This is a genomic window from Quadrisphaera sp. KR29 (assembly GCF_052644995.1).
Genome location: NZ_JBQXXG010000008.1, coordinates 35,845 through 49,360 on the forward strand (window position 1 = coordinate 35,845; position 13,516 = coordinate 49,360).

Consider the following 13,516-nt stretch of genomic DNA (forward strand, 5'->3'; position numbering starts at 1 on the left):
GGTGGCGTGCACCGGTCGGGCGCCGGGCACCACCCGACCGGTGCACGCCGGCAGGCACCTCAGCGGCCGCCAAGCGCCTCAGCGGCCGACGGCCGACAGGCGCCTCAGCGGCCGGCGGCCGCGCCGCGCAGCACCCCGACGAAGGCGCCCAGGGCCACCAGCCCCTGCGCCGTGGTCGGGGTGATGCTGCGCAGCGCGGGGGAGTGGACCAGGTGCGCCGCCCACATCGCCCGCGACAGCGCGACGTTGAGGCGGTTGCGCGACAGCAGGAACTCCACCCCCCGGGGCAGGTCGTCCCCGGAGGAGGTCGCCATCGACACGACCACCACCGGCGCCTCGCGGCCCTGGAACCTGTCGACCGTGCCCACCTGCACGTCGGCATGCCCCGCCGCGGCCAGGCGGGCCCGCAGCAGCGAGACCTGACGGTTGAAGGGGGCGACGACGAGGACGTCGTCCTGCCCGACGGGGCGGGCGACGCCGTCCTCGTCGGTCCACGTGCGGCCCAGCACCTCCTCGACCAGCTCCACCACGCGCGCGGCCTCCTCCACCGAGGAGGTCGTGCAGTCGCGGTGGTCGACCGGCTGCAGGTGCACCCCGGGCTCCACGCCCTCCAGGTGGCGCAGCGCGGTGCGCGGGTGGGCGGCCAGCACCCCCTCGTACTGCAGCTGCGAGACCGGCTCGCAGACGCGCTCGTGCATGCGCCACGTGGTGTCGAGCAGGTAGCCGGCCTCCGGCGGCACCAGGGAGGCCTCGCCGAGCAGGTGGCGCAGCGCGGAGACGTCGACGGGCTCGGGGTGGGTGCCCTGGCAGACCTGCGGCAGCTGCTGCGGGTCGCCGAGCAGCAGGAGCCGCTCGGCGGCCGACCCGGCGACCAGGGCGTCGACCAGCGCGAACTGCCCGGCCTCGTCGACGACGAGCAGGTCCAGCGGCTGGCTGCGCACCCCGGGCTGGGCGAACGTCCACGAGGTGCCGCCGACCACGCAGCCGCGCTCCTGGGCGGCGAGCCACGCGTCGAGCTTGCCGGGCCGCTCCCACGGCGTGGTGTCGCGCTCGTCGCCCTCCTGGCGGGTCTTGGCGACCGGCACGTCGCGGCCCTGCTCGGCGGCCACGGCCACGACCCGCTCCAGGAGGTTCTCCACCACCTGGTGGCTCTGCGCGACCACGCCGACCCGCCAGCCGCGCTGGGCCAGAGCGGCGATGACGCGGGAGCCGACGTGGGTCTTGCCCGTGCCGGGCGGGCCCTGCACGGCGACGACGTCGCGGCCGGCGCCGAGCAGCGCCGTCGTCACCGCGCCCACGGTGTCGGCGCCCTCACCGGCGAGCGCGGGGGCGGGGTGCAGGCCGGGGGAGCGGCGCAGCAGCAGGCGCCACCACGCGGCGTCGGGCTCGCTCTCGCCCTCGAGCGCGGCCAGCGCGGCGCGGGCGAGGTCGGCCACCACGGCCTCCTTGGTGGCCGTGCCCGGCGGGGCGCTGGGCATCAGCGCGACCGGCACGTCGGGCCAGCCCTCACCGGCGCCCTGCGCGGTGCCCTCGAGGAAGCGCACCTCGCCGGGCTCCCAGCGCACGTCCGAGGCGCGCGCGTGGGTGCCGCGGGCGCTGTCGGAGCTGCGCTGCAGGCCCTCGGGGGCCGGCGCCTCGTAGACGACGTGCGGGTTGCGGCCCAGGCGGGCCACGTCGCCGGCTCCCGAGGAGGTCGCGGCCGCCACGGTCCGCTTGAGCGAGCGCGCCCGCGGCGGCTTCTCCCAGTCACCGGCCTCCACGCGCTCCAGCACCACGACGCCGTCGTCGTGGGCGAGCTCGTCCAGCGGGGTGCGCAGCCTGTCGAAGTGCTCCCACCAGAACGGCTTGTGCTCGCGGGGGTAGTAGCCCAGGGCGGCGGCCAGCAGCGCCCGGGCGTGCTGCAGGTCGCTGCGCTCGGCGGCCCGGGCGGGCACGCCGCCGAGGAGGCGGGCCACCAGGTCGGTGACCACGGCACCCGGCGCGGCCGCGGCGTCGGCGTCGGCGTCGGCGTCGGCGGCGACACTGCCCGCGCGCTCGCCGTCACCCGCGGTGTCGAGCGCCAGCTGGCCGGCCCCGCCGGCCGCCTCCTGCGCAGCGGCAGCGGCGGCCGCCTGGGCCGCTGCCGCCGTCGTCGTCCTGCCGACCAGGCCCAGGAGCCAGGCGTGCAGGCGGCGCGTGCTCTCGCAGTCGTAGGCGTTGTACTCGCGGATGGCCGCCAGGACGACGGCGGCGTCGGCGTGCAGCCCGCGGGCGGTCAGGGCCGCGTAGTGCTCGTACTGCACGATCGAGTCCCCCGCGGTGGTGACCTCACCGCCGCGCAGGTCGGCGCCCATGTACAGCGGCTCGAGCTTCTTGATCGAGTACGAGGGTGCCGAGACGCGCACCGACGCCCGCACCACGGCGTACAGGTCCACGAGGCGGCCGTCGCGCAGCAGCTGGTCGACCTCGGCCTCGCGGGTCTGGTGTCGCACCGCCAGCGCCAGCAGCGCCGTCCGCTCGTAGGCGGCGTAGTGGTAGACGTGCATGCCCGGGTGGGCGGCCGCCGCGGCCGTCATCGTGTCGACGACGGCCTCGAAGGCCGTCCGCTCCTGCGCCCGGTCGTGGGCCCAGTGCGCGCTGAAGCGCCCGTCGGCGCTGGTCAGGCCGTGCAGGTACTCCAGGCCCTCCCCGGCGTCGGCGAAGGGGTCGCCCTCGATGTCGTAGTAGAGGTCCCCGGCGTCGGGCTCGGGCAGCAGGCGCAGGGGCGCGTCGTCGTGGACGGCGTGCAGGGGCGGGGAGCCGGGCGGCTGCGCGTCGCCGCGGGCCTGCAGGGCGGCCTGCGCCCGCAGCCGCTCGAAGGTGGGCCTGCCCATGCCCGGTGGGCGCTGGTCGTCCCCGGCGACGGCGAGGTCCTCCACCGTGGCGGTGCCCCGCTCGCGCAGCCGGTGCACCTGGTCGCGGCGGATGCCGGCGACCAGCGACAGGTCGCGGGCGGCCGCCCGCCCGTCCACGCACACCGGCGCCCACGCGCAGGTGCCGCACGCCGGGCGGGCGTCGGCCCACAGCGGCGACGGCGCCGGCGGGGGCTCCGCACCCGTGCTCCCGGTGCTGTCCAGCTGCTCCAGGACGCGCTCGCGGTACTCGGCGACCAGCGGCAGCAGGTCGGCGGCGCGCTCGGAGACCACCCGGCCGCCCGGCGCGCCCGCGCCGCCGCCCAGCCACAGGTGCACCCGCTGCGGCGCCGGGTGGCCCAGGGCGATGAGCGCGTCGGCGTAGGCGGCGGCCTGCAGCAGCGCGGTGGGGCGGGCGGTGCGCGCCAGCTTGGCGTCGACCGGCTCGTAGCAGCGCCGCCCGGTGGCCTCGTCGAGGACGGGCTCCCCGGTGACCAGGTCGATGCTGACGAGGAAGTCGGCGTAGCCCAGGAAGCCCCCGCCGCGCGGGTCGCCGTCGGGAGCGGGGACGACGAGCGCCGCCTGGTGGACGACGTCGACCTGCGCCGCCAGGGCCGCGCGCGTCAGGTCCGCGGCGCTGCTCGACGCCGGGTCGGCGAGGTCGTCGTCAGCGCCGCCCGGGGCCGTGACCTCCACGACGCGCCCGCCGCGCGGGGCCACGAGGGCCTTGAGCGCCGCCAGCGCCGCGCGCTCGTGCTCCACCCCGTGCTGGGCGACCAGCTCCAGGGAGCCGTCGAGGGGGACCGGCGGGCGCTGCACCAGGCCGCGGTGCGCGGCGTGGTCCAGGCGCAGCCGGTGGTCGCACTCCAGCGCCGCCATGAGGTCGCGCGGTGAGTGCCACCAGCCGTCAGCCGTCCGCCGCATCCGGGCAGTCTGCGCGACGGCCCCGACAGCCCGTGGCCGGACCCGCGGCCGGACCCGCCGAGCGGGGGGAGGTCAGAGGGCGCAGCCGTCGGGGCCGCAGGCCTCGCCGTCGGCGCCCCCGCCGTCCGCGGTGGCCGACGGGCCACCGGTCATCACCAGCTGCGGGGCGCGCTCGGACCAGGCGCGCTCCAGCGCGCCGAGCAGCACCTCCGGCGACTGCGCGCCCGAGACCCCGTACTTCCTGTCGATGACGAAGAACGGCACGCCGGTGATGCCCAGCGCGGAGGCCTCGGCCTCGTCGGCGCGCACCGCCTCGACGAAGCGGCCCTCGGCGAGCACGGCGGCGACGTCGTCGCCGTCCAGACCGGCCTCGACGGCCAGGCGCTGCAGCACCGCGCGGTCACCGACCGCCTCGCCCTCGGTGAAGTACGCGCGCAGCAGCCGCTCCTTGACCGCGTCCTGCAGCGCGGGGCCGCCGCGCTCGAGGGCGAGGTGGACGACCTGGTGGGCGTCGACGGTGTTGGCCTTCACCGCCCTGTCGAAGCGCAGGTCGAGGCCCTCGGTGGCGGCCGTGGCCGTCATGGAGGCGACCATCTCGCGGCCGCGCTCGAGGCCCGAGCCGTACTTGGCGGACAGGCGCTGGGCGTAGTCGTCGGGGCCGACCTCGGTGCCCCCGGGGTGGGAGGAGCTGTGCGGGTCGAGCTCGAAGGCGCGCCAGACCACCTCCACGCCGTCGGCGTGCGCGAAGCGCGACAGCGCCTGCTCGAAGCGGCGCTTGCCCACGTAGCACCAGGGGCAGACGACGTCGGACCAGATCTCCACCTTCACGCCGGCGGCAACAGCGCGGCGGCGGTGGCTGTTCCGGCGCCCACCCGCCCGGGCGCCCACCCGCCGGGCGATCAGCGGGTGCCCCGGGCCACGATGGCGCCCGTGCTCACCGACATGCCGCTGGAGCAGCTCCGCTCCCACCGCAGCGCCCACCGCGACCCCGAGGGGCTCGCTGACTTCTGGGACTCCACGCTCGCGCAGGCCCGCGCGGCCGGGGGCGAGGTGCGCCTGGTCCCCGAGCCGACCCCGCTGAGGTCCGTGGACGTCTACGACGTGACCTTCCCCGGCTTCGCGGGGCAGCCGGTCAGGGCGTGGCTGCGCGTGCCCGCCGGCGCCGTCGAGGCCGCCGGGCGCAGCGGGCGCGGGCTGCCGACGGTGGTGCAGTTCGTCGGCTACGGCGGCGGCCGCGGCGAGCCCGCCGACGACCTGCTGTTCGCCAGCTGCGGCTTCGCCCACCTGCACATGGACACCCGCGGGCAGGGCTCGACGTGGAGCCGCGGCGTCACCCCCGACGCCGGCACCGACGACCCGGCCAGCCACTCCGCGCAGTTCCCGGGCGTCATGACGCGCGGGATCACCTCCCCGGAGACCTCCTACTACCGCCGCCTGTTCACCGACGCCGCCCGCGCCGTCGACGCCGCGCGCACCCTCGCCGTCGTCGACGCCTCCCGGGTGGCCGTCTTCGGCGGCAGCCAGGGTGGCGCGGCCGCCATCGCCGCCGGGGCCCTGGTGCCCGACGTCGCCGCCGTGGTGGCGCACGTGCCGTTCCTGGCCGACATCCGCCGCTCGATGACCATCACCGACGCCGACCCCTTCCACGAGCTGGTGCGCTACCTCGCGGTGCACCGCCACGACGTCGAGGCCGTGCACCGCACGCTGGACCACATCGACGGCGTGGGCTTCGCCCGCCGCGGGCGGGCGCCGGCGCGCTTCACCGCAGCGCTCATGGACCCGATCGTGCCGCCGTCGGGGCCCTTCGCCGTGCACGCCGAGTGGGGCGGCGGCGACCCCGGCGTGCACAAGGAGATCGAGGTGTGGCCCTACAACGGTCACGAGGGCGGGGGCTCGGTCGACGAGGTGGCCGCCGTGGAGTTCATCGCCCGCCACCTCGGCTGAGCCGGCCGGCTCGGAGGACCGGCCCCATGGCGGTGACAGCGTCGTCACGCTGAAGGGGCCGATCCTCCGAGCCGGCCGGACCTGGGCCCACGGACCGGGGCCCGCGACCCACGTCGTCCGGCGTGGACGGCGGCAGGTGCGTGCACCGAGGGCCACACTGAGCGCGTGGACACCCGCTCAGCAGCTCCCCGGCGCTCGCCGCTGCTCCCCACCGGGCTGCTCCTGCTGGGGCTGAGCTTCGTCGTCACCCTGGCGGACGGCGGGCTGAGCGGCGGGCTGGACGGCGGCTACGCGTCCCCCGCGGTCGCGTGGATCCGGGAGGCGGCCTTCTGGGCCGGCATGATCTGCGTCGCCGGGCACGTGCTCCGCCTCGTGCTGGCGCCCGCCGCCGCGTCGCCGTCGGAGCCGCCGTCCTGGGGGGAGACGCAGCGGTGGGGGCCTCCGTCCCAGCGGTAGCCGGGCGGCCGGGTCTCAGGCGCGCAGCTGCGCGGCGAGGGGGCAGGCGAACGGGTCCCCGGCGCGCAGGCCGACCTCGTTGAGGTGGCCGATGATCGCCCTGTAGGAGCCGACCAGCGAGGTCTCGGTGTAGGGGATGCCGTGGGCGGCGCAGAAGTCGCGCACCACCGGCTGCACCCGGCGCAGGTTGGGCCGCGGCATGCTCGGGAACAGGTGGTGCTCCACCTGGCGGTTCAGCCCGCCCATGAGGAAGTCGACCACCACGCCCCCGCGGATGTTGCGGGACGTGAGCACCTGGCGGCGCAGGAAGTCGATGCGGGCGCCGCGCTCCACGATCGGCATGCCGACGTGGTTGGGCGCGAAGGCGCCGCCCATGCACAGCCCGAAGACGGCCAGGTGCACCCCGACGAAGGCGGCGGCCTTGCCCGGCCCCATCGTGGCGAGCAGGAGCGAGGCGTACACGGCCCAGTGGGCGGCGATGAAGCCGGCGTCGGCCCAGCGGCCCTTGACCGGGGAGCGGCGGGCGAGCGCCTTGACGCTGTCGACGTGCAGGTTGGCCCCCGACAGCAGCAGCAGCGGCAGGAAGAACCAGCCCTGGTGGCGGGTCAGCGCGGCCCGCAGGCCGCGGCGCCGCTGGGCCTCCTCGGCGTGGAAGGCCACGACGACCGACTCGATGTCGGTGTCCTTGCCCACCTGGTTGGGCGCGGCGTGGTGGCGGGAGTGCTTGTTCATCCACCAGCCGTGGCTGAGCCCGGCGCACAGGCCCGCGAAGACGCGCGCCGCCCACTCGTTGCGCGCCGCGGAGTCGAAGACCTGCCGGTGGGCGCTGTCGTGGCCGAGGAAGGCGAACTGGGTGCCGAGCACGCCGAGCGCGGCCGCCGGCAGCAGCTGCCACCAGGAGTCACCCAGCAGGACGACGCCCGTGACGAGCGCGACCACGGCCAGGGCAGCGGCGCCGGTGCGCACGGCGTAGTAGCCCAGGCGCCGCTCGAGCAGCCCGCGCTCGCGCACGGCGCGCGAGAGCTCTGCGTAGGCGCTCACCGCCCTGTCGCGCTCGCGCACGCGCGGGCCCTGCGCGCGGGTGGTCTGCCCGGCGGGAGGTGCGGCGGCGGGGCTGTCGGAGAGCTCGGCGGTCATGGCGGGGGCCCCTCGTCGGTGCGGTGGCGCGCACCGCGGGCGCGGGCGCGTGCCGTGCTCCGACGCCACCACCGCACCGGGTGGTGGCGGGGTCGGGCGCGGGCGACAGCCACTGCTCACCCGTGCGCCGCCCCGGTCCCGGGCACGCCGCGTCCGACCGCTCAGCGAGGGGCCGTGGCCCCACCACCACTGTCACACACCGCGGGCGGTGCCCCGTGCGCCGGCGTCCTGGGCAGCCGTTCGGGCGCTGCGGCTCAACTGCTGCGCCGCGCCTGCCGAAGACCGCCGCATGAGGTCCTGGCGGACGTGGCTGCCGTGGGCGGTCGTCGTCGCCCTCGCGGTGCTCGCCATGCCCACGGCGGTGGCGCCGGGCAGCCCCGCCGCCTCCACGGCCTACCTGGTGGGCTCGGTCGTGCTCGTCGCCTGCACCTGGGCCGGTGCCCTGGCCTCCCGGGGCGGTGGGCGGGCGCCGTGGGTGCTCGTCGCCGCCACCACGACCTGCTGGCTGGCCGGCGACGCCACGCACCGGGTCCTGGACGCGCTGGACCACGAGTGGGGCGAGCTCGGCCCGCCGGACGCCTTCTGGCTGGCCTCCTACCCGCTGCTGGGCGCCGCCGTCGTCCTCGTGGTCCGCTCCCGCGGGCTCGCGCGCCCGGTGCTGCAGGCCGTCGCGCTGGACGCGACGGTGGCCACCGCCGCCGTGGCGGCCATCGCCTGGCAGCTGCTCGTCGAGCCGGGGCTGCGCGGTGGGGGCTCGGCCGCCGAGCTGGTGGTGCAGTCGCTGTACCCGCTCGGCGACATCGGGATCTTCGCCCTGGCCATGACCCTGCTCATGGCCCCCGGGCGCCGCGGGGCGTCCACGGTGCTCCTGCTGGTCTGCCTGGGGCTCACCCTGCCGCTGGACCTGCTCTACACCGTCGTCATGCTGGCCGCGCCGGCGTTCGACCCGGCACGCCTGGACGCCGCCTTCCTCGTCGTCAACGGCTGCCTCGGGGCGGCCGCCGTGCACCGCGACCGCGCGCTGCTGACCACCTCGGCCCCCCACCGCGGCGGGTGGGTGCTCCAGCGCTGGCGCCTGCTGCTGCTCGGCGGGTCGCTGACCACGGTGCTCGTCATGGCCGCGGTGCGCGGCACCGGGCTGTGGGACCTGGTGCCCTCCCTGGCCGGGGCGCTGGTGCTCGCCCTGACCGTGGTGGCCCGCTTCCACCTGCTGGTGCGCGACCAGGAGGCCGCCCGCGCGGCCCTGGAGCACCAGGCCCACCACGACCAGCTCACCGGGGCGGCCAACCGCGTGCTGCTGCACCGGCGGCTCGCCGAGGCCGCCGGCACCGACGGCGCGGTGCTGCTCTTCCTCGACCTCGACGGCTTCAAGGCCGTCAACGACGTGCACGGCCACCGCGCCGGCGACCTCGTGCTGAGGGCCGTGGCGGACCGGCTGCGCGCCGCCGTCCGCGCCGGCGACGTGGTGGCCCGCATGGGCGGCGACGAGTTCGTGGCCCTGTGCTTCGGCGTGCCGGCCGACCAGGTCGACGCCCTCGGGGGCCGCCTGGAGGACGCGGTTCGCCGGCCCGTCGACGTCACGCCTGCGGGTGCAGCCGGGACGACCGCGGTCAGCGTGGGCGTCAGCGTCGGCGTCCTGCGCCTGGGCGGGGACGCCGTCGCCGCGGGCCGTGCGGTGGGCGAGGACGACGTCGACCTGCTGCTGCGGCGCGCCGACGAGGCCATGTACCGCGCCAAGGGCTCCGGCGGCGGCGTCGTCACGGCCGCGGCGCCGCTGCAGCCCGCCGCCGGCTGACCCTCAGCGGTGGCCGGCGACCCTGCCGGCCAGCACCGCCAGCGGTGAGGTGCGCCGGCGCCCGCGCGCCTCGGCGGCGTCGGCCGCGCGGTAGGCGGCGTACAGGCCGTGGACGGCGATCCAGCGCAGCGGCTCGGGCTCCCAGCGGCGCACCCGGTGGCCCACCCACGGCAGCTCGGTCAGCGCGGTGCGCTCCCCGAGGACGAGGTCGCGCAGGGTGCGCCCGGCGAGGTTGGCGGCGGTGACGCCGGTCCCGACGTACCCGCCGGCCCACGCCAGCGCCGTCCCGTCCGCGGCGCGCTCCAGCCCGACCGAGGCCTGCCAGTCCCGCGGGACCGCCAGCACGCCCGACCACGCGTGCTCCACCGGCGCCCGCCCGTCGGGGGTGAGCTGGCGCAGCACGGGGAAGAAGTCCTCCAGCACCCGGCGCAGCCCCTCCACCGTGCGCGCCGGGGTGCGCCCGTCGGCCGTGGTGCGGGCGGTGCTGGAGCCCCAGGTGTACGGGACGCCGCGCCCGCCCAGGGCGATCCGGTCGTCGGCGGTGCGCTGGGCGTAGGCGTAGACGTGCGCCGCGTCGCCCAGCGTGGCGCGGCCGCCCCAGCCGATGGCGTCCCACACCGGCGCCGGCAGCGGCGCGGTGACGACCACGGAGGAGTTCATCGGCAGCCAGTCGCGGTGCAGCGCGGGGATGTCGGCGGTGTAGCCCTCGGTCGCGCGCACGACCACCCGGGCCCGCACCCGGCCGGGGACGCCGTCCACGAGCGTGCGCGCCAGCCCGGGGGAGACCTCCGTGACGCGGGTGCCCTCGTAGACCTCGACCCCGAGCCGCTCGACGGCCTCGGCCAGCCCCCGCACGAGCTTCGCGGGGTGGACCCGCGCGCAGTGCGGGTGCCACACCGCCGCGCGGGTGCCCGCCACGCCGATCCGCGCGTGCGCCTCCTCGGCGTCCAGCCACACCGCGTCCGTGCCGGCGCGGGCCGCCATCGAGGCGTGCAGCGCGCGCAGCCGCGCCAGCTGGGCCGGGCCGCGGGCCACGGTGTGCTCGCCGCCGAGGTGGACGTCGGCGTCGATGCCCTCCGCCTCGGCGACGCGCACCACCTCGGCGACCGCCCCGTCCGCCGCCAGCTGGAACGCGTCCACCGCGGCCGGGCCGTGGCCGGCGCGGTAGCCCTCCACCCCGCCGGTGATCTCGTTGGTCAGCCAGCCGCCGTTGCGGCCCGACGCCCCGTACCCCGCGAACCGCTGCTCGAGGACGACGACGCGCAGCGACGGGTCGGCCCGCTTGAGGTAGTACGCCGTCCACAGCCCCGTGAACCCGGCACCGACCACCGCGACGTCGCACTCCAGGGGCGCCGACGACGGCGGCAGCGGCGGCCGCCGGCGCCGCGCCCGCGCGCCGCCCAGCTGGTGCCACCAGAAGCTGACCTCGCCGTCGACCACACCGTCGGAGGGGACGTCCACGGGCTGATCCTCTCGCGCGCGGCTGCCGCGGCGCCGGGCCACCATGGCCGGGTGGCCGCCTTGAACCCGACCGTGCTGCGCCAGCTCGTCGCGCTCGCGGCCAAGCGCGGACCCGACGCCATCCGCTGGATGACGGTCGTGGCGCCGTACCTGCGCGAGCCCGAGACCCGCGAGCGCTTCCGGGCGCTCACCCAGCGGTGGGCCGACGCCCGGACCGCGCGCACCCCCGACGCGCGCCTGGCCCAGCAGATCTCCGCCCTGGTCGACCACGCCACCTCGGCGCGCAGCGACGCCGAGGCCGCGGGCAGCCCGGCGCAGGCGGCGCAGGCCGACGCGTGGCTGCGGCGGGCGAGGGCGCTGGAGCGCTCGCGCCACCTGCTGCTGGGCGCGACGGCACCGGGCCGCGCCGACGCCCCGCGCCGCCGCCAGGCGGTGGAGCGGCTCACCCCGGAGATCGAGAGGCTGCGCGCGGAGATGCTCGAGGCGATGCTCGCCCTCGGCCACGGCGGCGCGCCGGACGACGGGTCCACCAGCGCCGGCTGACGGCCCGCCCCTCGTGCCCGGTGCTCCGGTGTCAGGGGCGCGGGCCGAACGGCGAGCCGGGCCCGCCGAGGCGCACGGTGCTGGCCGCCACGCGGCGGCGCAGGTCCTCCCAGCGCATCCACACCGCCCAGCCGAGCAGCACGACGGCACCGACCGCGGCGGCGGCGGCGAGCAGCGCCCCGCCCTCGCGCGCGCCGGCCCCGAAGGCGACTGCGAGCAGCGCCCAGACCACGGCCAGCGTGCTCGCCGCCCGCGCGCGCCAGCGCCGCACCACCGCGACGCCGGCGCCCAGCGCCACGAGGAGGACCACCGCCTGCCACGCCGCCGCGGCGCTGCCGGTGGTGGGCAGGCCGAGGTCGGCCAGCGCCGAGGCGGCGTTGACGGGTACCGCGACGGCCGCCCAGCCGGTGTAGACCCCGAGGGTGCCCAGGAGCAGCAGGCGCCCGGGCAGCCGCACGAGGCGCCGGTGGCGCAGCGCGGTGTCGTAGGCGACCACGAGCAGCCCCAGCATGACCGCGAACACCAGCGCGGTGGTCCACGTCGGGGCGGTGGCGGCCAGGACGAGCCAGGCCACGAAGCCCGCCATCACCCCGGCGAAGGGCCAGGCGACGCGGCGGTGGGCCGGCTCGTCGCCGCGGGCCGCGGGCAGCTGGTAGACGGCGTAGGCCAGGCAGCCGGCGACCACCGCGCCCCAGACGGCGAAGGCGTAGCCGGCGGGGGTGATGAGCAGGTCGGTGCCACCGGCGCCGCCGGTCCCGCCGGGGCGGCCGCCGCCGAGGGCCGCGGCGACGACGGCGGCGAGCACCTGCGCCGCGGCCAGCACGGCGACGGTCCACCGGCGGGCGCGCGAGGCGAGGGAGGGCCGGGGGGCGGTGGCGGGCGGGGGACCGAGGACGCCGGCGGGCATGTCCCAGTGTCCCACTCCAGGGTCAAGAGATGGTCAAGAGGCGGCTGCGGGGGGCTCGGGGCGCAGGGGCCCGGGAGCCCGGGAGGTGGCCGGCGGCCGGCTGTCCACAGGCGCGCGGCCGGCGCCGGCACCGGGGGGCGCCGCCGGGCCAGGATGCCGGGGTGCCCCGCGCCGGACCCCCAGCCCGCCGCTGCGGACCGCGGCCGGTGCGTGCTCGCGCTGCGCTGACGGCCGAGCACGCTGCGTGCGCGCCGGGACGCCGGGGGAGCACGCCGGTGGTCCGGCGAGGCGACACGAGCCCCGGCGGGGGTGCGGTGGTGCCCCACGCTGCGGCCGTGCCCGACAGCTCCCTCCCGCCGGCCTCCCGGCGCCACCAGCGCCCGCGCCGCGGGCGGGCCGGTGCGGCGGCGCTCGTCGTCGTCCTCGTCCTGCTCCTGCAGGGGGCGCCGGTGGTGGTGGTGCTGCCGGGGGCCGTGCCGCCGGCCGCGGCGTGCACGGCGGGCGCCGCCGGGGACTCCGTCGGCGTGGGGTGCGCGCGGGACCTGCCGGGCCGCGGCGGCGCCTCGGCGGGCCAGGGCGGCGGCGGCAGCGGGAGCGCCAGCGGTCCGCGCTACCGGTACCGCTACGTGCTGGCGTGCGAGGGCAACACCCTGGCCGCGCCGGGCACCACCACGTGCGACCTGGCCACCGGGCAGTGCGCCGCCCCGCGGCTGTTCTACTGGCAGTACCGCTCCGGCGACGGGCAGGCGTGGGACCTCGTGGGCACCCGGTGCCTGACCCGCGAGGAGGCGCAGGACGGCGAGGCCGTCCCCGGGCTGACCCTGGCGGACTTCCGCGCCCTGCCCATCCCGCCGCAGGACGTCGTGCTCGAGCCCGGCAACGGCTTCGCGCTGGTCGGGGTGCCGCTCAACGCGGTCGCGGGCACGGCGCCGCGGGTGCTGGCCACGGCCGTGCTCGGCGCGCCGGTCCAGGTGCGGGCGACGCCGGTGGCGTGGACGTGGGACTTCGGCGACGGGACGGTGCTCGGCCCGACCACCGACCCCGGGGCCCTCTACCCGGCCCTGGCGACCGCGCACACCTACGATCGCGGAGGCGAGGTGCAGGTGGTGCTCACGACGACGTACGCCGGGGTGTTCTCGGTGGAGGGCGGGCCCTTCACCGCCGTGGCCGGCACCGCCGACGTCGTCTCCCCGCCGGTGCCGCTCGCGGTGCTGACCGGCGCGGGCGCGCTGGTCGGCGACACGGCCGGCTGAGGTCCGGCCGGCGGGCCGGCCGTCGCCGGCCTGGGTGCTGGCGGCGCGACACGCCGGGCCGAGGGGTGGGTCCGCGGTGGGCCGCCACCGCCGGGGCACCATCGTTCACAGCAGCCACAGGGGCCCCGGGGATGTGCGGCGAGGACCCGGGTCTGTCCCGGTTCGCGGCCGCGGCGCCGGCCCCGGGCGTCGGCCGGCGGCGCCACGACATGCCTCGACGCGCGGG

Annotated in this window: 10 protein-coding genes; 5 read left to right on the forward strand and 5 right to left on the reverse strand. The window is 78.3% G+C overall.

Annotated features, from left to right (window positions below):
• Nucleotides 1–104 precede the first annotated feature (104 nt).
• The gene (locus ACUN9U_RS09125) at nucleotides 105–3,794 is read right to left on the reverse strand and encodes a TM0106 family RecB-like putative nuclease (protein ID WP_445484637.1); all 3,690 of its coding nucleotides are present in this window, start codon (nucleotides 3,792–3,794) and stop codon (nucleotides 105–107) included.
• A 72-nt stretch (nucleotides 3,795–3,866) separates the two neighbouring features.
• Nucleotides 3,867–4,622, reverse strand: a complete 756-nt coding sequence (locus ACUN9U_RS09130) for a DsbA family oxidoreductase (protein WP_445484638.1) — start codon at nucleotides 4,620–4,622, stop codon at nucleotides 3,867–3,869.
• Nucleotides 4,623–4,724: 102 nt separating this feature from the next.
• Here ACUN9U_RS09130 and ACUN9U_RS09135 point away from each other — a divergent pair, with 102 nt between their 5' ends.
• The gene (locus ACUN9U_RS09135; protein WP_445484639.1) at nucleotides 4,725–5,738 is read left to right on the forward strand and encodes an acetylxylan esterase; all 1,014 of its coding nucleotides are present in this window, start codon (nucleotides 4,725–4,727) and stop codon (nucleotides 5,736–5,738) included.
• Nucleotides 5,739–5,903: 165 nt separating this feature from the next.
• Nucleotides 5,904–6,194 (forward strand): hypothetical protein, encoded by a 291-nt coding sequence (locus tag ACUN9U_RS09140; protein ID WP_445484640.1) that lies wholly within the window; start codon nucleotides 5,904–5,906, stop codon nucleotides 6,192–6,194.
• A gap of 15 nt (nucleotides 6,195–6,209) precedes the next feature.
• On the opposite strand, the gene ACUN9U_RS09145 is transcribed toward ACUN9U_RS09140, so the two are convergent.
• Nucleotides 6,210–7,331: a fatty acid desaturase family protein gene (locus tag ACUN9U_RS09145; RefSeq protein WP_445484641.1), complete on the reverse strand. Its 1,122-nt coding sequence runs from the start codon at nucleotides 7,329–7,331 to the stop codon at nucleotides 6,210–6,212.
• Between the two features lie 289 nt (nucleotides 7,332–7,620).
• Here ACUN9U_RS09145 and ACUN9U_RS09150 point away from each other — a divergent pair, with 289 nt between their 5' ends.
• Nucleotides 7,621–9,126, forward strand: coding sequence for a diguanylate cyclase (locus ACUN9U_RS09150; protein WP_445484642.1), 1,506 nt, complete (start codon nucleotides 7,621–7,623; stop codon nucleotides 9,124–9,126).
• Between the two features lie 3 nt (nucleotides 9,127–9,129).
• On the opposite strand, the gene ACUN9U_RS09155 is transcribed toward ACUN9U_RS09150, so the two are convergent.
• On the reverse strand, nucleotides 9,130–10,566 hold the full coding sequence (locus ACUN9U_RS09155) for an NAD(P)/FAD-dependent oxidoreductase (protein WP_445484766.1): 1,437 nt from the start codon (nucleotides 10,564–10,566) through the stop codon (nucleotides 9,130–9,132).
• 72 nt (nucleotides 10,567–10,638) lie between these two features.
• On the opposite strand from ACUN9U_RS09155, the gene ACUN9U_RS09160 reads away from it, so the two are divergent.
• Complete coding sequence (locus ACUN9U_RS09160) at nucleotides 10,639–11,130, forward strand: hypothetical protein (protein ID WP_445484643.1); 492 nt, start codon at nucleotides 10,639–10,641, stop codon at nucleotides 11,128–11,130.
• 31 nt (nucleotides 11,131–11,161) lie between these two features.
• On the opposite strand, the gene ACUN9U_RS09165 is transcribed toward ACUN9U_RS09160, so the two are convergent.
• Nucleotides 11,162–12,037 (reverse strand): hypothetical protein, encoded by an 876-nt coding sequence (locus ACUN9U_RS09165; RefSeq protein ID WP_445484644.1) that lies wholly within the window; start codon nucleotides 12,035–12,037, stop codon nucleotides 11,162–11,164.
• Between the two features lie 335 nt (nucleotides 12,038–12,372).
• Here ACUN9U_RS09165 and ACUN9U_RS09170 point away from each other — a divergent pair, with 335 nt between their 5' ends.
• On the forward strand, nucleotides 12,373–13,290 hold the full coding sequence (locus tag ACUN9U_RS09170) for a PKD domain-containing protein (RefSeq protein ID WP_445484645.1): 918 nt from the start codon (nucleotides 12,373–12,375) through the stop codon (nucleotides 13,288–13,290).
• Nucleotides 13,291–13,516 lie beyond the last annotated feature (226 nt).

Coding starts and splice junctions, on each gene's coding strand:
- ACUN9U_RS09165 (WP_445484644.1), bottom strand. CDS start 12,037: ATGCCCGCCGGCGTCCTCGGTCCCCCGCCCGCCACCGCCCCCCGGCCC.
- ACUN9U_RS09125 (WP_445484637.1), bottom strand. CDS start 3,794: ATGCGGCGGACGGCTGACGGCTGGTGGCACTCACCGCGCGACCTCATG.
- ACUN9U_RS09145 (WP_445484641.1), bottom strand. CDS start 7,331: ATGACCGCCGAGCTCTCCGACAGCCCCGCCGCCGCACCTCCCGCCGGG.
- ACUN9U_RS09150 (WP_445484642.1), top strand. CDS start 7,621: ATGAGGTCCTGGCGGACGTGGCTGCCGTGGGCGGTCGTCGTCGCCCTC.